Below are 20,326 nucleotides of genomic sequence, written 5' to 3'. Positions count from 1 at the left end.
CCAGCGGGAGCAAGCTCCCTCGCCACAGGGGGCTTGCGCTGTTTACTGCGCCAACCAGCCCCCATCAATATTCCACGCCGCCCCCCGCACCTGACTGCCAGCCTCACTGCACAGAAACAACACCAGTTCCCCCAGATGCTGCGGTGTGACGAATTCCAGCGACGGCTGTTTTTCCGCCAGCAAATCATGCTGCGCCTGCTGCGGATCAACGCCTTTGGCGGCGCGATCATCGATCTGTTTCTGCACCAGCGGCGTCAACACCCAACCCGGGCAGATCGCGTTGCAGGTCACATTGCTGGTGGCCGTTTCCAACCCGACCACTTTAGTCAAACCGATTACCCCATGCTTGGCCGCCACATACGCAGCCTTACCGGTCGAACCCACCTGACCGTGTACCGAGGCAATGTTGACGATCCGCCCCCAACCCTTGGCGCGCATGCCCGGCAGACTCAGGCGGGTGCTGTGAAACACCGAGGACAGGTTGATCGCGATGATCGAATCCCAACGCTCCACCGGAAACTCCTCCACGGCCGCCACATGCTGAATCCCGGCGTTGTTGACCAGAATGTCGACGCCGCCGAATTCGCGTTCGGCGTAAGCGATCATGTCGGCAATCTGCACCGGATCGCTGACATCCGCCGGGTGGTGACCGACCTTGCCGCCGAACTGGCCGACCTCGGCGATCACGCTCGAGGCATCACCGAAACCGTTGAGAATCAGGTTGGCGCCAGCCTTGGCCAGGCTCAGGGCGATGCCCAGACCGATGCCGCTGGTAGAACCGGTAACCAGTGCGGTCTTGCCCGAAAGAGTCGTCATGAATACCTCACACAATGCCAGTGGCGTAGAAAGTACCGATCACTACGAAGACCGCCAGGGTCTTGATCAGCGTAATACAGAAAATGTCTTTATAGGCTTCGCGGTGGGTCAGGCCAGTGACTGCCAGCAAGGTGATCACCGCGCCGTTATGCGGCAAGGTGTCCATGCCGCCGCTGGCCATCGCGGCCACGCGGTGCAGCACTTCCAGCGGAATGTTCGCCGCGTGCGCCGCGGCGATGAACTGCTCGGACATCGCCGCCAGCGCAATGCTCATGCCACCCGATGCCGAACCGGTGATACCCGCTAGCAGGGTCACGGTGATCGCTTCGTTGACCAGCGGATTGGGGATTTGCTTGAGCCAGTCGGCCAGCACCAGGAACCCCGGCAACGAGGCGATTACCGCACCGAAACCGTATTCCGAGGCGGTGTTCATCGCCGCCAGCAATGCGCCGCTGACCGCACTTTTGCTGCCTTCGGCGAGTTTGCTGCGGATCGCCTTGAAGCCGAACACCAGCACCATCAGGATGCCGATCAGCAGTGCCGCCTGCACCGCCCAGATCGCCGTGAGCTTGGCGATTTCCGTGGTCACTGGCGCGGTCATGCCCGGCAGCGCCAGGCTGTGGGTCTTGCCGTACCACTGCGGAATCCACTGGGTGAACAGCAGGTTCATGATGCCCACCGCCAGCAGCGGCGACAGGGCGAGCCATGGGTTCGGCAGCTTCAGGTCTTCGGCGGTTTCCGGCTCGTTACGCAGCTCGGTGCCATAACCTTCGCCGGCGCGCTGCGCTTTGTTGCGTTGGCGCTGCAGGAACAGCATGCCGGCGCAGAACACGAAAATCGTGCCGATCACGCCCAGCCACGGCGCGGCCCATGCGGTGGTGTTGAAGAACGTGCTGGGGATGATGTTCTGAATCTGCGGAGTACCGGGCAGGGCGTCCATGGTGAACGAGAACGCGCCGAGGGCGATGGTCGCCGGGATCAGGCGCTTGGGGATGTTGCTCTGGCGGAACATTTCCGCGGCAAACGGATACACCGCGAATACCACCACGAACAACGACACGCCGCCGTAGGTGAGCAGGGCGCAGACCAGCACGATCACCAGCATCGCCTGACGGGTGCCGAGCAAGCGAATCGCTGCGGCCACGATCGAACGGGAGAACCCCGACAACTCGATCAACTTGCCGAACACGGCGCCGAGCAGGAATACCGGGAAATACAGTTTGATGAAACCGACCATTTTCTCCATGAATACCCCGGTGAAGGCAGGGGCGACGGCGGAGGGGTCGGTCAGCAGGACAGCGCCGAGGGCGGCAATCGGGGCGAAGAGAATGACGCTGTAGCCACGGTAGGCGGCGAGCATCAGCAGCGCGAGGGCTGCCAAGGCAATGATCACACTCATGGAGTGTCTCCAGGGATTGTTATTTTTGTGGGTGTTGCGGGTGCAGGAGAGGCGGTAGCGAGATCTGTGCCAGATATTCAACTTGTTGAAATATAAGGTTTTTATAGAGTTTTTCGATCAGCTGTTCGAGGCAATGTCTCGATAGTGAGACTTTTTTGAGGCGAAAAGATCGCAGCCTTCGGCAGCTCCTACATGGGATTTTCGTATCAACCCTGTAGGAGCTGCCGAAGGCTGCGATCTTTTGATCTTGAAGTGAATGTCTCGCTAACGAGACTGCATCTCTTTATTGAGACTCTGCGATGCCCAAGGCCAGCATCTTCTTGTACAGCGTCGACCGCCCCAGCCCCAGACGAGCCGCCGCCTCCGGCACCTTGCCCGCACATTGCGCGAGCGCCGACTGGATCAGTTGCCGGTCAAACCGCTGCCGCGCCTGGGCAAAACTCTCTTCCGCCAACGGCTCCAGCGTCGGCACCGATGGGCGCTCCACCGGGGTAAAGGTGCCAATGGCCGCGCGGATATCCTCGTCGGTGAGGACCAGGTCATCGCTGAGCAGCGCTGCGCGTTCCAGCACGTTGCGCAACTCGCGGATGTTGCCCGGCCACGCATGTTGCCCGAGCAGATCCAGCGCTGTACGGCTCAGCTCATGCTGGCTGCGCAACTCTTCAAGGATCGCTTCGCTGAGCGCCGGCAAGTCATCGAGACGCTCGCGCAGCGGCGGAACATGGATCGGCAGCACGTTGAGGCGGTAATACAGGTCGGCGCGGAACTCACCGCGCTTGATCGCCGCTTGCAGATCGGTCGACGTCGCTGCGATCACCCGCACATCGCTCTGGATCACGTCGTTGGAGCCAACCGGTTCGAATTCCTTTTCCTGCAACACCCGCAGCAGTTTGCTTTGCAGCGGTAACGGCATGTCGCCAATCTCGTCGAGAAACAGCGTCCCGCCCTGAGCAATCTGCAACTTGCCGGTACGCCCTTTGCGATCAGCGCCGGTAAACGCGCCAGGTGCAGTGCCGAAGAACTCGGCTTCCAGCAGCGCTTCGGGAATCGCCGCGCTGTTGATGCTGACGAACGCCTTGTGCGCCCGGGGCGAGGCGCTGTGAATCGCCTGGGCCAGCAGCTCTTTACCAGTGCCGGTCTCACCCAGCAGCAACACCGGGGATTCGGCGCTGGCACTGCGCCGGGCGCGGCGTTTGACGTCGAGGCTGGCGCTGCTGGTGCCGATGAAATGGGCGAAGTTGTATTTGGTCTGCCGGGCCCGCAGCAGCGAGCGGGTCGAGGCCAGCTCTTCCTGCATGCTCAGGTAGCGCTTGAGCATCGGCGACAGCGTGCGCAACTCATCGAACAGGGCAAAACCGATAGCGCCAATCACCGCGCCGGCGTCGTCGTGGATCGGCAGACGCATGACCACCAACGGCTCTTTTGGCGTGTCCTGCATGTCCAGCAGAATGGGGCGGCCGGTACGCACCACTTCACGCAGCAGGCTGCCGGGGATCACGCTTTCGCAGGGTTTGCCGATGGCTTTTTTCGCCGACTCCAGCCCAAAACGCCGGGCATAGCGCTCGTTCATCCAGACGATATTGGCATCGCGATCGACAATCACCGTGCCTTCGCTGGACTGCTCGATGATCTCGAACAGCGAGCGGATCGCCAGCGTGCGCACGCGTTGGTAGTCCTTGAGGCTTTCGGTGGTGTTCATGGGTGAGTTGATCCGGAGTTTGGGTTGTCTGTTCGGGCCTCTTCGCTGGCAAGCCAGCTCCCACAGGTTTCTCTGGGGTACCCCATATTTGGGTACAACCCGAATCCCTGTGGGAGCTGGCTTGCCAGCGAAGGTCGCGACCCGGTATCAAGGCAAGCGCCGATTATGCCTACCCCGGATGCGCCGCTGCCAACAGCTCTTTGGTGTAAGGGTGCTGCGGCGAGTCGAACACTTCGTGACTGGCGCCGCGCTCGACCACCTTGCCGTCCTTGATCACGATCATGTCGTGCGCCAGCGCCCGTACCACCGCCAGATCGTGACTGATGAACAGGTAGGTCAGGCCGTGTTTTTCCTGAAGGTCGCGGAGCAGGGCGACCACCTGCTTCTGTACGGTCCGATCGAGCGCCGAGGTCGGCTCATCGAGCAGGATCAGCGCCGGCTTCAGCACCAGGGCCCGGGCGATAGCGATGCGCTGGCGCTGGCCGCCGGAAAATTCGTGCGGATAGCGATGACGACTTTCCGGATCGAGACCCACTTCCTTGAGCACGCGGATCACCTGGGCATCGCACTCTTCGGCGCTGGACTGACAATGCACCTCCAGCCCCTCGCTGATGATCTGCGCCACCGACATCCGTGGGCTGAGACTGCCGAACGGGTCCTGGAACACCACCTGCATCTGTCGGCGCCACGGCCGCAACTGCTTCTGGTCGAGGCCATCAAGGGCGGTGCCCTGAAAGCGAATGCTGCCCTCGGAGTCGAGCAGCCGCAGAATCGCCTGGCCCAGGGTCGATTTCCCCGAGCCGGATTCGCCGACAATGCCCAGGGTCTTGCCGCGCTGGATATTCAGGCTGATGCCGTCCACTGCACGCAGGTATTGCTTGCGCTGGAACAGCCCGCCACCGACGACGAACTCGACGCGCAGATCATCCACCTCCAGCACGTTCTCGCGTTCGTCCCGGGGCAGGGCTTCGCCTTCCGGCTCGGCGTTGAGCAGCACGCAGCTGTAGGGATGCTTTGGCTCGGTAAACAGGGTTTCGCACGGCGCCTGCTCGACGATTTCACCCGCCTTCATCACGCACACTCGTTGCGCGATGCTGCGCACCAGATTGAGGTCGTGACTGATCAGCAGCAGCGACATGCCCAAGCGCTGCTGCAAGGATTTGAGCAGCAGCAGGATCTTGCGCTGCACCGTCACATCCAGTGCCGTGGTTGGCTCGTCGGCAATCAGCAGTTCCGGCTCGCAGGCCAGGGCCATGGCGATCATCACCCGTTGCCGCTGACCACCGGACAGCTGATGCGGATAGGCTTTGAGGCGCTCTTTGGGTTTTTGAATACCCACCAGTTCCAGCAGTTCCAGAATGCGTTGTTGCGCTGCTTTACCGCCCAGGCCGCGATGCACCAGCAGCGTTTCGCCGATCTGTTTTTCAATGGTGTGCAGCGGGTTGAGCGAGGTCATCGGTTCCTGAAAGATCATCGCGATGCGGTTGCCGCGCAGTTCCCGCAGCACCTTCGGATCGGCACCGAGCAGTTCCTGGCCGCGATAGCGAATGCTGCCAGTGGTTTGCGCAACACTTTCGGGGAGCAATTGCAGAATCGAATGTGCGGTCACCGACTTGCCCGAGCCCGATTCACCTACCAGTGCCAGGCACTCGCCGGGGCGAATGTCCAGGCACAGGTTGCGCACTGCCGGCTGGCCATGGAAGGCGACATTGAGGTCACGGATTTCGATCAGGTTATCAGTCATGGTCACACTTCAGGATCGAGGGTCGAACGCGTCACGTAACGCTTCGCCGATGAACACCAGTAAAGAAAGAATCAGCGCCAGGGTGAAAAACGCCGTCAGCCCGAGCCACGGTGCTTGCAGGTTCTGTTTGCCCTGACCGATCAGTTCGCCCAGCGAAGCGCTGCCGGCGGGCATGCCGAAACCAAGGAAGTCGAGGGCGGTGAGGGTGGAAATCGCTCCGGTCAGAATGAACGGCAGGTAACTCAGCGTTGCGTTCATCGCATTGGGCAGGATGTGCCGGACAATCACCTTGCGGTCGCTCAGGCCCAGGGCGCGAGCGGCTTTGACGTATTCCAGGTTGCGCCCGCGCAGGAACTCGGCGCGCACCACATCCACCAGCGCCAGCCAGGAAAACAGCGCCATGATCCCCAGCAGCCACCAGAAATTCGGCTCGACGAAACCCGACAGGATAATCAGCAGATACAACACCGGTAACCCGGTCCAGACTTCCAGCAGGCGTTGCCCGAGCAAATCGACCCAGCCGCCGTAATAGCCTTGCAGGGCCCCGGCGGCAATCCCGATCAGTGCACTGATGGCGGTGAGCATCAAGGCAAACAGGATCGACACCCGGGCGCCGAAAATCACCCGCGCCAACACATCGCGCGCTTGATCGTCAGTGCCCAGCCAGTTGACCTTAGAAGGCGGGCTCGGCGCAGGTTGATTGAGGTCGTAGTTGGGCGTGTCGTCGCTGAACGGAATCGGCGGAAACAGCAGCCAGCCACCGTCCTTGCGGATCAGGTTCTGCACGTAATCACTGCGATAATCGGCCTGGAACGGCAGCTGGCCGCCAAATTCCTGCTCGGTGTAACGCTTGAACACCGGGAAGTAGAGCTGGCCCTGATAGCTGACCACCAACGGTTTGTCGTTGGCGATCAGTTCACCGCCCAGCGTTACCACGAACAGTCCGATGAACAGCCACAGCGACCACCAGCCTCGGCGGTTTTTCTTGAAGCGTGCGAAACGGCGTCGGCCCAGGGGCGAGAGCTTGAACATCAGGCGTTCCTCGCGGCGAAGTCGATACGCGGATCGACCAGGGTGTAGCACAGGTCGCCGATCAGTTTTATCAAGAGTCCGAACAGGGTGAAGATGAACAGCGAACCGAATACGACCGGGTAGTCTCGGGAAACCGCCGCTTCGTAACTCATGCGGCCGAGGCCGTCGAGGGAGAAGATCACTTCGATCAGCAGCGATCCGGCAAAGAACACACTGATGAACGCCTGTGGAATCCCCGAGACCACCAGCAGCATCGCGTTGCGAAACACGTGACCGTAGAGCACGCGGCGCTCGCTCAGGCCTTTGGCGCGGGCGGTGACCACATACTGGCGGGTGATTTCATTGAGGAACGAGTTCTTGGTGAGGATCGTCAGCGTGGCGAAACCGCCGATCACCAGCGCTGTCACCGGCAACACCAGGTGCCAGAAGTAATCGGCAATCTTGCCCAGGGTCGACAGCGATTCGAAGTTGTCCGAGACCAGTCCGCGCACCGGAAACCAGTTCAGCGAGGTGCCGCCGGCAAACACCACGATCAGAAACATCGCAAACAGAAACGCCGGCATCGCATAGCCGATGATGATCGCGGTACTGCTCCAGATATCGAAATGGCTGCCGTGATGCACGGCCTTGCGAATGCCCAGCGGGATCGACACCAGATAAGTGATCAGTGTCGCCCACAGGCCGAGGGAAATGGTCACCGGCATTTTTTCCAGAATCAGATCGGTGACGGTGGCGCCGCGGAAAAAGCTTTTGCCGAAGTCCAGCTGCGCGTAGTTCTTCAGCATCAGCCACAAGCGTTCATGCGCCGGCTTGTCGAAACCGTACTGTTTTTCGATGTCCTTGATCAGTTGCGGGTCGAGGCCACGGCTGGCACGCGAAGTGCTGCTCATGGTCTCGCTGGCACTGCCGCCGACGCTCGCTCCGCCGATGCCTTGCAGATGGGCGATGGCCTGTTCGACCGGGCCGCCGGGGGCCGCCTGGATGATCACGAAATTCACCAGCAGGATGATCACCAGCGTCGGAATGATCAGCAGCAAGCGCCGCAGAATGTAAGCCCACATCAGTGCGGTCCTCCGGGTCTGCCACGACCGATTTTTTCGGCGGTCATCTGCTGGTTGGTCAGCGGCGTGCTGCTGATTTCCCACCAGCTCTCGATGGCTTCGTCATTGCTGGCTTGTGTCGCCGGCATGCCGAACCGATTCCACCAGACGGTGGAGGTGCCCGGCGGGTAATAGTTGGGAATCCAGTAGTAGTTCCACTGCAACACCCGATCCAGGGCGTGGACGTAGTGCAGCATGTCACTCTGGGTCGAGGCGCGGATCAGGCCGTTGATCAAGGTGTCGACCGCGGGATTCTTCAGCACCATGTAGTTATTGGCGCCGGGGTCGTTGGCCGAAATCGAGCCGAAGTAGTTGAGCAACTCGCCACCCGGAGATGTGCTGACCGGGTAGCCGGTGACGATCATGTCGTAGTCGCGGCTCATCAGGCGATTGACGTATTGCGAGGAGTCGATGCGGCGGATATTCAGCTCGATGCCGATCTGTTTCAGCGTGCGTTTGTAAGGCAGGAGCAGGCGATCCATGCCGTTCTGGCTGACCAGAAAGGTGAAACTCAGCGGTTCGCCCTCGGTGTTGACCAGTTGGTCGCCATCGGGTTTCCAGCCTGCCTGTTCGAGCAACTCCAGAGCCTGCAACTGTTTATCGCGGATCAAGCCGCTACCGTCGGTTTTCGGCGCCTCGAAGACCTGGGTGAAGACCTCGTCGGGAACCTGCCCGCGCAGCGGCTCAAGGATTTTCAGCTCCGCCGCATCCGGCAGCTCGCGGGCGGCCAGGGCGGTGTTGGAGAAATAGCTCTGCTGGCGGATGTACATGTTGCGCATCATCTGCCGGTTGCTCCACTCGAAATCCCAGAGCATCGCCAGTGCCTGACGCACCCGACGATCCTGGAACATCGGTTTCTGCAGGTTAAACACGAAGCCCTGTGCCGATTGCGGGGCCTCGGTGGCCAGGTGGGCTTTCTGCAAGCGGCCGTCACTCAGCGCCGGGCTGTCGTAACCGATCGAATAGCCGGTGGCGGAAAACTCGCGATTGTAATCATAGGCGCCGCCGCGCAGCACCTGGCGTGCGACATCGGTGTCGCCGAAATACTCGATGCTGAAGTGATCGAAGTTGTACAGGCCGCGACTGACCGGCAGGTCCTTGCCCCACCAGTCGGGATTGCGCTCGAATGTGATGCTGCGCCCGGAGTCGACCTTGCCCACCCGATACGGGCCGCTGCCCAGCGGGGGTTCATAGCCGCCGCCACCGGCGAAGTCGCGGGTTTTCCACCAATGCTCGGGAAACACCGGCAGGGTGGCGATGTCCAGCGGCAAGGTGCGGTTCTCGTTGCTCTTGAAGTCGAAGCGCACGGTCAGCGGCGCTTCCACTTCGACACCTTTGACATCGGCGAACTGTGTGCGATAGCGCAGGCTGCCCTGGGTCATCAGCAAGTCATAGGTGTAGCGCACGTCTTCGGCAGTGATCGGCGTGCCGTCGGCGAAACGCGCCTGGGGGTTGATGAAAAAGCGCAGGGACAGCCCGTCCTCCGAGCGTTCCATTTTTTGTGCCACCAGGCCATAGACGGTGTAAGGCTCGTCCATCGAACGCTGGGCCAACGGCGAATAGAGCATGCCGTCAATCTGGGTGACGCCGATGCCCTTATCGATATAAGGCAGGATGTGATCGAAATGCCCGATCTCTATCGCCGAGCGGCGCATGGTGCCGCCCTTGGGCGCCTGCGGGTTGGTGTAGTCGAAGTGGCTGAAACCGGCCGGGTATTTGGCCGGTTCGCCATAGACGGTCAACGCGTGTTGCGGGGTGGCGTCCACACCGGCGGCGCCCAATAACAGGGCCACGGCAGTGAACAGCAGAGAAGGGAAAGCCAGTCGCATTGTCAGCCTTAAAGCCGGGTGATCGATAAGCGCAATTTGTACGCGAGCGGCGCGTCAGTCGCCAGCCGCATCCTGTAACCAAAACACAACGGCCCACCAGAAGGCGGGCCGTTGGGGCAGCAATCAGGCGACGGATCAGTCCTGGCGGCTGGTGACTTCGAGCAAGTGATAACCGAACTGGGTCTTCACCGGGCCTTGCACGACGTTGATCGGCGCGCTGAAGACCACGGTGTCGAACTCCTTGACCATCTGGCCAGGACCGAAAGAACCCAGGTCGCCGCCCTGACGACTGGACGGGCAGGTGGAGTTGGCCTTGGCGACTTCGGCGAAATCAGCACCGCCTTCGATCTGGGCCTTGAGTTCGTTGCACTTGTCTTCGCTGGAAACCAGGATGTGGCGGGCAGTGGCTTTAGCCATGGGGAAAATCTCCAATCTATTTCAGTAAAGTGTGGAGCCTACCGGAATCAGTAAGCGATTTCTTGGCAAAGTTCCGCTCGGTGCGCTGGCGCACGCTTACAGCTGCGCAGCCCGCAGGCGAGCAGCATGCTCGACGTAGAGGGCGATCGGATCCTGGCCGGTTTTTTTCACTCCGTCGGGGCGACGCAGACTGCCCAGGTGGCTGAAAGGATAGTCGGAACGGATGACCCGGCCCAGATGGGAACTGTAGCGTCCCACGAAGCCATCGTTCTGCCCGGCCTCTGCGACAAAATGCTCTGATAATCCCCGGCAGACGATATGCACCGGATCAAGTGCCTGCAATAAGTTGTCCTGCAGCGTGCCGCTCCAGGAATAGTAGTGAACGTCATTGACCCGCTCCGCACCCTGGCCGCCCCAGCTGGAAGGCAGACCTTGCGGATACTTTCTGTTGAATTGCCCAACACCTGCGGTCGTCAGGGCATTGAGTGCGGCGACAGCGTTCTGCGGCAGGCCCGGTTGCCCGCTGAGCAGCGAGAGGAAGCGGGCAAACTGTGTTGCAGCGTGCTCCGCCACCTGCTCCGGCAGGCCACCCGGTATCAGGGCCTGGCGTAAGGCGTCAGCCAGTTCCGAACCGTGATTGGGGCCACTTACCGACGTGACCGAGGCGACTTTCTCCGGTGCCAGCGCAGCGGCGTAACGGCACGCCAGCGCGCCCTGGCTATGCCCGATCAGGTTGACCTTGCCGGCTCCTGTTCCTCGCAGAACGCTTTCGATCTGGAACATCAATTGCTGGCCGCGTACTTCGTTGTCATGGGTCGCAGACAGCTGCGGCACAAACACTTGGCCGCCTGCTTCCCTCAGCGCTTGCTTGACATCATGAAAAAGCTCGAAATGGCCGATACGGTCAAACCCGAACAGGCCATGGACCAAAAGGATGGGGTAGCGGGTTGTCGCATTCCGTTGCATGTTTCTGCCTCTTTCTGCAGATGCTTGTCAGTGGTTGGTGCGTGCCACTGTAAAACAGGCCTGCGGGTCGGCGATGTCTGAAAGCTCCTCGGTACTGAAAGGAAACTGGACTAAAAGCGGTACGAATATTCGCTTCTGCTTGAGGGGGTAGTCGGAACATTTGGCAATCTTTTGAGCGGTATCGCTTGATTCTGCTTCGTATGCCTACGTCATGCGGTGCATTTACCCTGCTGATGGGAGGCATTGTGCTGACTTCTGGCGATTGCTGGATGGTGTTCAATGGAGTTCGTTCGACGCTGCCTTCATGGCGGCGTTTTATCCAAGGAATGGAGCTACGAATGTCTATATACGAAGTCAACGGCGACGCCTCTGTGGCGCCCGCGTCAAATACCTCTCCCGTAGCGGATGACTCCGGTGGACGCGGTCTTCTGAGTTTGAAGGTGGACGGCGAGAACTTCGAGTTCTGCTATCGACCTGCGTCTGCACCGGCACCCGCTCCAGTCTCGTGGCTGCCTGCACCGATGCTTGAGGTTATGGAGGGCGGAATGCTTGATCCCTCACTGAACCAGGCATTCGTCAGGGTTGCGCCTTACCCGAACATGGTGTGCGGCGACAAACTTGTGCTGCACTGGCAAGGGCTGGATGACGAAGGCTTGTCCTACATCCACGAAATCACTCGCACGGTCAGTGAAGGCCAGGTGGGGCAGGAACTTGTCTTTGTCGTGAAGGGATTGCACATAGCAGCGCTGGAGCGTGGCTCACTGGAGGTTTTCTGGACGCTGTACAGCGTCGCGCTGCCGGAGCCGCTGTCATCCAGGCGCTTGCAGCTGGATGTGGGCGATCCGGAACCCGATCTGCTGGCGCCGATCCTTGAAGAGACGGTGGGTGGGACGCTTGATCCGGACCGTGTTCCGCAAGGGACTGGCGTGATCGTGCGACCTTACGCCCGGATGGCTGTCGGGGACCGAGTCATCCTGTCCTGGCAAGGTGTCGAAGGACTGCCGGTGATCAATGATGCATTGCTCGTAGAACAGTTTGCAGTGGGCGAAGCGCTGTCTTTCTGGATACCCGCGCATTGCATCGCCCCACATCGCATGCACGAGGTGAGCGTCAGCTACCGGGTGGAGTCAGGCTCGGCTCAGGTAAGGCAGTCTGCAAACCTGCGCGTTCTGATCGCACCCTTGATGCGAGGTGATCTTGCAGCTCCGCAGGTACTGGAGGCGCAAGACGGCGAGCTGGAGGTAGTGGATGCCGAGGATGGCATTACCGTAGTGATCGACAATGCCCAGGCTGAGGAGGGGGAGCTGGTTTACTTGAAATGTGATGGTGAGTATTTCAGTCATCGCGATGATCGGGATATCACCCGGGAAACCGCAGGCCAGCCCGTGGTATTCATCGTGCCTTACCGTTTCTGGCGAGAGCATCGGGAAACTGTGGTGCAGGTGTCGTATTCGGTGGAACGGCTGGATGATGTCAGCCAGGCCTCCGAGGTGAGCCGTATCCGGGTGCGGGCATAATCTGTGATGAAAGCTTGGCGATGACTCAGCCTTTGCGGGATTTTGACAATCCCGCAAAGGCTGTTCCGATCAACAGGCTCGAAGACGTTCGGCTGCGTTCGACAGCAACAGCTCTGTCGCACTGAACCCAAGGCAACCATCGGTCACCGACACGCCGTAACGCAGGGCGGGGCCTAGAGGCTGGCAGCCTTCGAACAGGTGGGACTCAATCATCATCCCGATCAAGGAACGATCCCCCTGCAGACGCTGTTCGAGCACCGCATTGAACACCTCGGGCTGGCGCAGAGGATCCTTGCCGCTGTTGGCGTGACTGCAGTCAACCATGATCCGCGCCGGAATCTTCAGGCGTTTCAAGTCGGCACGGACCTGGGCAATGCTTTCGTGACCGTAGTTCGGGCCGTGATGGCCACCACGCAGCACCATATGCGTGTCAGGGTTGCCCGAGGTCTGAATGATCGCCGGGTGCCCCTGGCTGTCGACACCAAAGTGTCGATGCGGGTGGGCTGCTGAGCGCATGGCATCGACGGCTACAGCGACGCCGCCGTCAGTGCCGTTCTTGAAGCCGACGGGCATGTTCAGACCACTGGCCATTTCCCGGTGGATCTGCGATTCGGTGGTGCGTGCACCGATCGCAACCCAACTGAGCAGGTCGTCGAAATAACCGGCAGCCATGGGCTGCAGGAGTTCGGTAGCGACAGGCAAGCCCAGGCGGATCATCTCGATCATCAATTCGCGCGACAGGGTCAGGCCGGCAGCCATGTCATCGCTGCCATCCAGGTGCGGGTCGTAGGCCAGACCTTTCCAGCCGACGGTGGTGCGTGGTTTTTCGACGTAGGCGCGCATCACCAGCAGCATCTCGTCGCTGACTTGATGTGCGAGGCGGGAAAGCTTTTCGGCGTATTCGAGTGCGGAGCGCGGGTCATGAATCGAGCAAGGGCCGACGACGACCAGCAGGCGATGGTCTTCGCCATTGAGAATCGCGCGGACCGCCTGGCGATGGGCTGCGACTTGCTGGGCGAGGGCATTGCTCAGGGGCAATTGCTGTTTGAGTTGCAACGCGCTGGGCAGACGCAGAGTCAGCGTTTCGTTGGCAGAGTCGAGGGTGGACAGTGGCAGAGCAGAAACAGACGAGTTCATATTCAGGATTCCTGGGCTGGCGGCGGGTGCTTCCCGCTCACTCGGCCCTACTTGGGTGTTCGACAATTGGCCGTATTGGCTGCGTGTGTGTGCTTGCCACCTGTGGGTGACCGATCGGAGGCGGCAGGCTGTCCCGAGCGGAGGCTGCTAAATCGCCAGGCGCTAAAAGTGTCGTAACGGTAATAAGTGGCGTAGTTCATGTCGTGATTCCTCAAAGTGTCTGGTGTGTTGCTGAAAAGTTTGGGGCCTGAAAAAACAAAACCCCCGGTCGGGAGGCCGACCGGGGGTGAGAATTCTCTGGTGGGCGACCCGTGTTCATGGGCGCCGTTTGGGTATCAGGCGCGCCAGTGGCTAAACCAATACCCAAAATAAAAGCTGGCAGGAGCACAAGCGTCATTCACCCGCGCAGCCGCAACCGAGCGCAAGGCGCTGGCGGAACGAAGCTGTGAGAGGGCATTGAGCATGGTTTGTCTCCAATGGATGCGCCGAGCTTACTCGAGGCCCATGCGCCTGAGCAATCAGAAATTGCTATCGCGCCTACATGACATTTCCTATTGCTTGAGTGCCGCAGGCGTTGTGACACACTGCGTATTTGGCACAATCCCAAGGATGAATAATGTCAACGTTCACCATCGCTGCAGCTCAATCGTTCTCCGTTGCCGGTGATCTGGCGGCGAACATCGCCCGTCATTTGCGCTTCATGGCCGTGGCAGCGGAGCAGGGCGTCGAGTTGCTGGTGTTTCCGGAGCTGTCGCTGACAGGTTACGAAGGCCAGATGGCTGCAGACATGGCAATCGATCCGCAGGATTCGGTGCTGCAACCCTTGCGCGATTGCGCGCGCGAGCTGGGTCTCATAGCGGTGATCGGGATGCCGATTCGCCTGAAGGGTAGCTCCAAGGTATTGATCGGCGCGCTGACGTTAGGCAGGGATGGTTCTCTCGAGGTGTACAGCAAACAACATTTGCACAGTGGCGAAGAGCTTTTCTACGCCCCGGGTTTGGGTGGTTCGACCTTGCGAATGGGCAACGATACCGTCGCGCTGGCGGTCTGCGCTGATTTTTCCCACGCCAGCCACGCGGCAGCGGCTGCCGTTGCTGGCGCCGACCTGTACGCAGCAGGCGTGCTGATTGGCGAGAAAGGCTATGACGTGGATAGCGCGATATTGCAGGGCTACGCCCATAAGCACTCGATGGCGGTTCTGATGGCCAATCACGCCGGGCTCACGGGTGGATGGCAATCGGCGGGTCGCAGTGCCGTCTGGTCTGAAGACGGCACGCTGGTTGCCGCCGCGCCAGGGCCTGGTGAGCTGTTGGTCGTTGCGCGACGTGATGCCGGCGCATGGCAGGGGCGGGTAGTTCCGGTGGTGGCGGGGCAATGACCTACCAATTGCGTCGCGCCGAACTGGCTGATCGGGTATTTGCCCGAGAGCTGACGTGCCAGAACATGCTGCGCTATTACATTGGCCACGATCTGCTGTGGCAGGACCAAGCGTTCGAGGTTGCCTGGGATGGACGGGACAATTGGCTGATCATTCTTGGCCAGATTCCTGTGGGATTTTTCAGCCTCAGTCGCGATCGCCGGGCGTTGTATATCCGCGAGCTGCAAATAGTCGAGGCGTTTCGCGGGCAGGGGGCTGGATCCTGGGCGATTGATCAGGTTATCGCCATGGCCCGCGCTGAAGGACTGCCGGCGCTGCGTCTGACCGTATTCAAAAATAATCCTGCGCAAAGCCTGTATAAGAGAAAAGGCTTGAATGTGTGTGGCGAGGACGAGTGTTTCCTGAGGATGCAGCTCGATTTCGGTACACCTGTGCTCTGAAACCCACGGCTGGCAAGCCTTCAATGATGAATTGAAACTTTTTAAATGACGCTTGCCGCTAGGTCTGTCTGGCAGTTTTTGCTAAGGTGTCCGGCATCCCAATAAGACCATATCGCGAGGTGTCTGCTTGATTAGGGTGCTAGTGGTCGATGACCATGATCTCGTTCGTACAGGCATTACACGGATGCTGGCCGATATCGATGGCTTGCAGGTGGTTGGACAGGCCGAGTCCGGGGAAGAGTCCCTGATCAAGGCCCGTGAGTTGAAACCCGATGTGGTCCTGATGGACGTAAAAATGCCCGGTATCGGTGGTCTCGAGGCCACGCGCAAGCTGTTGCGCAGCCATCCGGACATCAAGGTTGTCGCTGTCACGGTGTGTGAGGAGGATCCATTCCCTACACGTCTGTTGCAGGCAGGTGCCGCCGGCTACCTGACCAAGGGCGCGGGTCTGCCGGAAATGGTTCAGGCTATCCGCTTGGTGTTTGCCGGCCAGCGTTACATCAGCCCGCAGATTGCCCAGCAACTGGCGATCAAATCGTTCCAGCCAACCAATGACTCACCGTTCGATGCCTTGTCCGAACGGGAAATCCAGATTGCGTTGATGATTGTCGGCTGCCAGAAGGTGCAGATCATCTCCGACAAGCTCTGTCTGTCGCCGAAAACCGTGAATACCTATCGCTACCGGATCTTCGAAAAACTGTCGATCAGCAGCGATGTCGAGTTGACGTTGCTGGCCGTGCGCCACGGCATGGTTGACGCCAGCGCCTGATCATGACTGAAATATTCGATTCCGGCGCCTTCCTGGCGACTGTCAGCGGGCGTCCCGGCGTCTATCGCATGTTCGACAACGAGGCACGCCTGCTGTATGTCGGCAAGGCCAAGAACCTCAAGAAGCGACTGGCCAGCTATTTCCGCAAGACCGGACTGGCGCCGAAGACCGCTGCGCTGGTCGGGCGTATCGCACAGGTCGAAACGACCATCACCGCCAATGAAACCGAGGCATTGCTGCTTGAGCAGACGCTGATCAAGGAGTGGCGGCCGCCGTACAACATTCTGTTGCGCGACGATAAGTCCTATCCCTATGTATTTCTGTCTGACGGCCAGTTCCCACGGCTGAGCATCCATCGTGGCGCGAAGAAGGCGAAGGGCAAGTATTTCGGCCCGTATCCGAGCGCCGGGGCCATTCGAGAAAGCCTCAGCCTGCTGCAAAAGACCTTTTTCGTCCGGCAGTGTGAGGACAGTTACTACAAGAACCGTACGCGCCCTTGTCTTCAGTATCAGATCAAACGCTGCAAGGCACCTTGTGTCGGTTTGGTTGAGCCGGAAGTTTATGCCGAGGATGTGCGCCACTCGGTGATGTTTCTTGAAGGGCGCAGTCACGCGCTGACCAATGAGCTGTCAACGGCGATGGAAGAGGCGGCGATCAATCTCGAGTTCGAACGCGCCGCCGAGTTGCGTGACCAGATTGCCTTGCTGCGCCGGGTCCAGGATCAGCAAAGCATGGAAGGCGGTACCGGCGACATCGATGTCATCGCAGCCTTCGTCAACCCGGGCGGTGCGTGCGTTCATTTGATCAGCGTGCGCGGCGGGCGAGTGCTGGGCAGCAAAAACTTCTTTCCACAGGTGGGTATTGAAGAGGAGGTTGCCGAAGTCATGGCGGCGTTCCTCGGCCAGTACTATATCAGCAGCCCGGAACGCGACTTGCCGAGCGAACTGATCGTCAACGTCGTGCCCGAAGACGCCACGGCCCTGATCGACGCCATCCACGAGTTGCGTGGTCGCGAGCTGAGCATCAGCCACCGGGTGCGTGGCACGCGGGCGCGCTGGCAGCAGTTGGCGGTCACCAATGCCGAGCAAGCGCTGGGTGCGCGCCTGGCCAACCGTCAACACACGGCTGCGCGCTTCGACGCGCTGGCAGAAGTACTGAACCTGGATGAACCACCGCAGCGCCTCGAATGCTATGACATCAGCCACTCCAGTGGCGAGGCGACTGTCGCCTCTTGCGTCGTGTTTGGTCCGGAAGGTGCGATCAAATCCGACTATCGTCGTTACAACATCGAGGGCGTCACAGCGGGCGATGACTATGCGGCCATGCATCAGGCCCTGACCCGGCGCTTCAGCAAGCTGAAGGACGGGGAGGGCAAACTGCCGGATATTCTGCTGGTGGACGGCGGCAAGGGACAATTGTCGATGGCCCGCGACGTGCTCAACGAATTGGCGGTGCCGGACCTGATCCTGCTGGGTGTGGCCAAGGGCGCAACCCGCAAGGCAGGGTTCGAAACTTTGTATCTTAATGATGCCGCCCATGAGTTCACTTTGCGTGGCGACTCACCCGCGTTGCACCTGATCCAGCAGATTCGCGACGAGGCACACCGGTTCGCGATCACTGGCCACCGTGCGCGGCGCGGCAAAACCCGCCGTACGTCGACGCTGGAAGGTGTTGCAGGTGTAGGGCCGACCCGGCGTCGGGACTTGTTGAAACATTTTGGTGGATTGCAGGAGCTGTCTCGTGCAAGCATCGAAGAGATCGCCAAAGCACCGGGGATCAGTAAAAAGCTCGCAGAGTCGATTTATGCAAACCTGCATAGCGAGTAGAATGCCAACTCACCTCGTAGCCAGTTGTGCCGATGAATATCCCGAATCTGATTACCGTTCTACGCGTCCTGCTCATCCCGATCTTCATTTTGCTGTTTTACCTGCCTTATCAGTGGAGCTACATGGCCTCCGCCTCGGTGTTCGCCTTTGCGGCGGCCACTGACTGGCTCGACGGCTATCTGGCTCGTCGCCTGGAACAAAGCACGCCGTTCGGAGCCTTTCTCGATCCGGTTGCCGACAAGCTGATGGTGGCCGTCGCTTTAGTACTGCTGGTTCAGGAACACGGCAACTTGTGGCTGACACTTCCCGCAGCCGTCATCATTGGCCGTGAGATTGTCGTATCGGCCTTGCGTGAATGGATGGCCGAACTCGGTGCCCGCGCTCATGTAGCGGTGTCCAATCTCGGCAAGTGGAAAACCGCAGCGCAGATGCTGGCGCTGGTGATCCTGCTGGCCAATCCAAGAGACTTCAGTTTCTGGGTCTTGCTGGGTTATGCCTTGTTGATGATCTCGGCAGGCCTGACGTTGTGGTCGATGGTTCAATACTTGCGGGCCGCCTGGCCGCATCTGAAAACCGACGTTGAAAAGAAATAAAACTTTTTTGAATCAAAGGGTTGACGGGGCATCTGAAATCTATAGAATGCGCCACACCAAGCGGGAATAGCTCAGTTGGTAGAGCACGACCTTGCCAAGGTCGGGGTCGCGAGTTCGAGTCTCGTTTCCCGCTCCAAGTTTGTACGCGGTTGTTGTGGTGCTACTAAACAGCAATCGTTTGAGGCCGAGTAGCAAAATGGTTATGCAGCGGATTGCAAATCCGCCTACGCCGGTTCGATTCCGACCTCGGCCTCCACTCTAAACAAGCTCCGTAGATCCATGATTTACGGAGCTTTTTTATTTCCAGTGCGCTGCAAGATTTAGTCTTGAAATCAACCACTGTGAACTTGCTTCACCGGGACGTGATGTATATATTTCCCGCTCTGCTTTACAAGGCTTAACGCTGTCGGGTTTGCTGATCGACTGCTTTGAGCACTACACCGCGCTACCGCCCGAATGGCGAAACTGGTAGACGCATGGGACTTAAAATCCCCCGCTCGTAAGGGCGTGCCGGTTCGATTCCGGCTTCGGGCACCATCTAAAATCAAGGGTTTGCGGGCGAAAGCTGATGCAAGCCCTTGTTTGTTTTCAGATCGCCATTTTTAAATGGCTTCTCGCCAATTCTTCCGTTTCCCTTTTCCTCCTGTGTGCAAAGACCGTTGGTCACTTCTTGATGCAATCAATCCTGCGAGCGTCTACGGTTTTGGCTTGGTCGAAGATATCAACAGTCATTGAGTGAACAGTTGAGCTTGACCCGATGGCGTTGATATCAGGATGGATCTTGATCAAGGCGCGGTGCATCGCTCAGGCGATGGGCATTTGGACGGCCTGTCTGTCACGCCAGACCCGCCATTTTTAACGTGTTAAGGAGAACACCGATGGCAATCAATCAAGTGCACGCAGCAACCGATAAAACCACTCTCGTCGAAGCCGAGGTGTACCGCTGGTACAATCTCTTCTTTCCGTGGTCGCGCGGTATGTCTTCCCGGTCGGAAGGCGCCATCAAACCCCTGTACGACGCGTTGGCGAATGACTTTCGTGTGGTACTCACCGATGGACAGATCATGAGTCGAGCGGATTATTGGGAGCGACTTTGGGGGTTGTACGGCGAGCGTGCTGGAAGCCCTGAATCGCACATCACCAACCTCTCGATCACAGCGCTTCCAGGGGACTGCTTCCTGGCCGTCTTCGATCTTGTCAAAGACGGCATCACCAAAAAGAAAGTCGATTCGGCGCTTATGCGCCTCGACCAGACCTCGCCATCCGGAATTTCATGGGTTTACGTGCATGAAAGCGAGCACGAAAGGGCTCTTGCGTAAGTCACTTGAGTTCTACTCTTGTGGCTGAAAAGCCTGCATGTTTTAACGTTGACGAACAATCAGGCCCAGCCCCGTGCTGGGCTTTTTTGTATCTGCTGTAGGGTCAGAAAACAACAAGCCCAGGCATGCCCGGGCCGGTTTAGTGAATACATTCAGCGCGAATCAACCTCTTTTGCCGCCTGGGCGTTTAATCGTTCCTTGCGCCTGCGCAGCCAACTGAAGAATGCATGAGCCGGGTGTAAAAACGCCGCACCTGCGCATAGCAGCAAGATGATGAAAATGGCAATCAGCGGGAGGCTTTCGTGCGAGAACATGGTGGGGTACTCCTGTAGGCACTATGTTGGA

The 20,326-nt window shown here is 59.4% G+C and carries 18 protein-coding genes and 3 tRNA genes; 10 read left to right on the top strand and 11 right to left on the bottom strand.

The window, feature by feature from the left end; genetic code table 11:
* Positions 1-42: 42 nt before the first annotated feature.
* The 9 genes from hbdH to L6D63_RS21140 all read right to left on the bottom strand — a co-directional run bounded on the left by hbdH (position 43) and on the right by L6D63_RS21140 (position 11,002).
* Positions 43-816: a 3-hydroxybutyrate dehydrogenase gene (gene hbdH / locus L6D63_RS21180; protein WP_095669054.1), complete on the bottom strand. Its 774-nt coding sequence runs from the start codon at positions 814-816 to the stop codon at positions 43-45.
* Between the two features lie 7 nt (positions 817-823).
* Positions 824-2,215: a GntP family permease gene (locus tag L6D63_RS21175; protein ID WP_095669055.1), complete on the bottom strand. Its 1,392-nt coding sequence runs from the start codon at positions 2,213-2,215 to the stop codon at positions 824-826.
* 283 nt (positions 2,216-2,498) lie between these two features.
* A complete protein-coding gene (locus tag L6D63_RS21170; protein ID WP_131671744.1) occupies positions 2,499-3,914 on the bottom strand; it encodes a sigma-54 interaction domain-containing protein in 1,416 nt (471 codons plus the stop codon).
* A 169-nt stretch (positions 3,915-4,083) separates the two neighbouring features.
* Positions 4,084-5,658, bottom strand: a complete 1,575-nt coding sequence (locus tag L6D63_RS21165; RefSeq protein WP_131671745.1) for an ABC transporter ATP-binding protein — start codon at positions 5,656-5,658, stop codon at positions 4,084-4,086.
* Between the two features lie 9 nt (positions 5,659-5,667).
* Positions 5,668-6,690 carry an ABC transporter permease gene (locus tag L6D63_RS21160; protein ID WP_041064553.1) on the bottom strand — a complete coding sequence of 341 codons (1,023 nt, stop codon included), beginning with the start codon at positions 6,688-6,690 and terminating at the stop codon, positions 5,668-5,670.
* Positions 6,690-7,751: a microcin C ABC transporter permease YejB gene (locus L6D63_RS21155; RefSeq protein ID WP_131671746.1), complete on the bottom strand. Its 1,062-nt coding sequence runs from the start codon at positions 7,749-7,751 to the stop codon at positions 6,690-6,692. The genes L6D63_RS21160 and L6D63_RS21155 overlap by 1 nt, the downstream gene beginning before the upstream one ends.
* Positions 7,751-9,619 (bottom strand): extracellular solute-binding protein, encoded by a 1,869-nt coding sequence (locus L6D63_RS21150; RefSeq protein ID WP_131671747.1) that lies wholly within the window; start codon positions 9,617-9,619, stop codon positions 7,751-7,753. The genes L6D63_RS21155 and L6D63_RS21150 overlap by 1 nt, the downstream gene beginning before the upstream one ends.
* Before the next feature lie 135 nt (positions 9,620-9,754).
* Positions 9,755-10,036 (bottom strand): peptidylprolyl isomerase, encoded by a 282-nt coding sequence (locus L6D63_RS21145; protein ID WP_007912303.1) that lies wholly within the window; start codon positions 10,034-10,036, stop codon positions 9,755-9,757.
* A gap of 96 nt (positions 10,037-10,132) precedes the next feature.
* Positions 10,133-11,002, bottom strand: a complete 870-nt coding sequence (locus tag L6D63_RS21140; RefSeq protein ID WP_047294775.1) for an esterase/lipase family protein — start codon at positions 11,000-11,002, stop codon at positions 10,133-10,135.
* A gap of 338 nt (positions 11,003-11,340) precedes the next feature.
* On the opposite strand from L6D63_RS21140, the gene L6D63_RS21135 reads away from it, so the two are divergent.
* On the top strand, positions 11,341-12,519 hold the full coding sequence (locus L6D63_RS21135; protein WP_131671748.1) for a hypothetical protein: 1,179 nt from the start codon (positions 11,341-11,343) through the stop codon (positions 12,517-12,519).
* A 69-nt stretch (positions 12,520-12,588) separates the two neighbouring features.
* Here L6D63_RS21135 and L6D63_RS21130 read toward each other — a convergent pair whose 3' ends face one another.
* Complete coding sequence (locus tag L6D63_RS21130; protein WP_236170383.1) at positions 12,589-13,656, bottom strand: 3-deoxy-7-phosphoheptulonate synthase; 1,068 nt, start codon at positions 13,654-13,656, stop codon at positions 12,589-12,591.
* A gap of 616 nt (positions 13,657-14,272) precedes the next feature.
* On the opposite strand from L6D63_RS21130, the gene L6D63_RS21125 reads away from it, so the two are divergent.
* The 9 genes from L6D63_RS21125 (at position 14,273) to L6D63_RS21085 (ending at position 19,981) form a co-directional block, all read left to right on the top strand.
* Positions 14,273-15,034: a carbon-nitrogen hydrolase family protein gene (locus L6D63_RS21125; RefSeq protein ID WP_131671750.1), complete on the top strand. Its 762-nt coding sequence runs from the start codon at positions 14,273-14,275 to the stop codon at positions 15,032-15,034.
* Positions 15,031-15,474 carry a GNAT family N-acetyltransferase gene (locus tag L6D63_RS21120; protein ID WP_131671752.1) on the top strand — a complete coding sequence of 148 codons (444 nt, stop codon included), beginning with the start codon at positions 15,031-15,033 and terminating at the stop codon, positions 15,472-15,474. The genes L6D63_RS21125 and L6D63_RS21120 overlap by 4 nt, the downstream gene beginning before the upstream one ends.
* 127 nt (positions 15,475-15,601) lie before the next feature.
* The gene (gene gacA / locus L6D63_RS21115; RefSeq protein ID WP_024012761.1) at positions 15,602-16,243 is read left to right on the top strand and encodes a response regulator transcription factor GacA; all 642 of its coding nucleotides are present in this window, start codon (positions 15,602-15,604) and stop codon (positions 16,241-16,243) included.
* Between the two features lie 2 nt (positions 16,244-16,245).
* Positions 16,246-18,069 (top strand): excinuclease ABC subunit UvrC, encoded by a 1,824-nt coding sequence (uvrC, locus tag L6D63_RS21110; RefSeq protein ID WP_041064521.1) that lies wholly within the window; start codon positions 16,246-16,248, stop codon positions 18,067-18,069.
* 32 nt (positions 18,070-18,101) lie between these two features.
* Positions 18,102-18,662 (top strand): CDP-diacylglycerol--glycerol-3-phosphate 3-phosphatidyltransferase, encoded by a 561-nt coding sequence (pgsA, locus tag L6D63_RS21105; protein WP_003225417.1) that lies wholly within the window; start codon positions 18,102-18,104, stop codon positions 18,660-18,662.
* A gap of 60 nt (positions 18,663-18,722) precedes the next feature.
* A tRNA-Gly gene (locus L6D63_RS21100) sits at positions 18,723-18,798 on the top strand.
* A gap of 46 nt (positions 18,799-18,844) precedes the next feature.
* A tRNA-Cys gene (locus L6D63_RS21095) sits at positions 18,845-18,918 on the top strand.
* A gap of 194 nt (positions 18,919-19,112) precedes the next feature.
* Positions 19,113-19,199: transfer RNA gene (locus L6D63_RS21090), tRNA-Leu, on the top strand.
* A 341-nt stretch (positions 19,200-19,540) separates the two neighbouring features.
* The gene (locus L6D63_RS21085) at positions 19,541-19,981 is read left to right on the top strand and encodes a hypothetical protein (protein WP_131671754.1); all 441 of its coding nucleotides are present in this window, start codon (positions 19,541-19,543) and stop codon (positions 19,979-19,981) included.
* A 152-nt stretch (positions 19,982-20,133) separates the two neighbouring features.
* On the opposite strand, the gene L6D63_RS21080 is transcribed toward L6D63_RS21085, so the two are convergent.
* Positions 20,134-20,295, bottom strand: a complete 162-nt coding sequence (locus L6D63_RS21080) for a hypothetical protein (protein WP_182401375.1) — start codon at positions 20,293-20,295, stop codon at positions 20,134-20,136.
* Between the last annotated feature and the right edge of the window lie 31 nt (positions 20,296-20,326).

This window comes from Pseudomonas parakoreensis (assembly GCF_021602155.1).
Lineage (GTDB): Bacteria > Pseudomonadota > Gammaproteobacteria > Pseudomonadales > Pseudomonadaceae > Aquipseudomonas > Aquipseudomonas parakoreensis.
The sequence above is the reverse complement of the archived record's forward strand: the minus strand, read 5'-3'. Positions and strand labels throughout refer to the sequence as shown.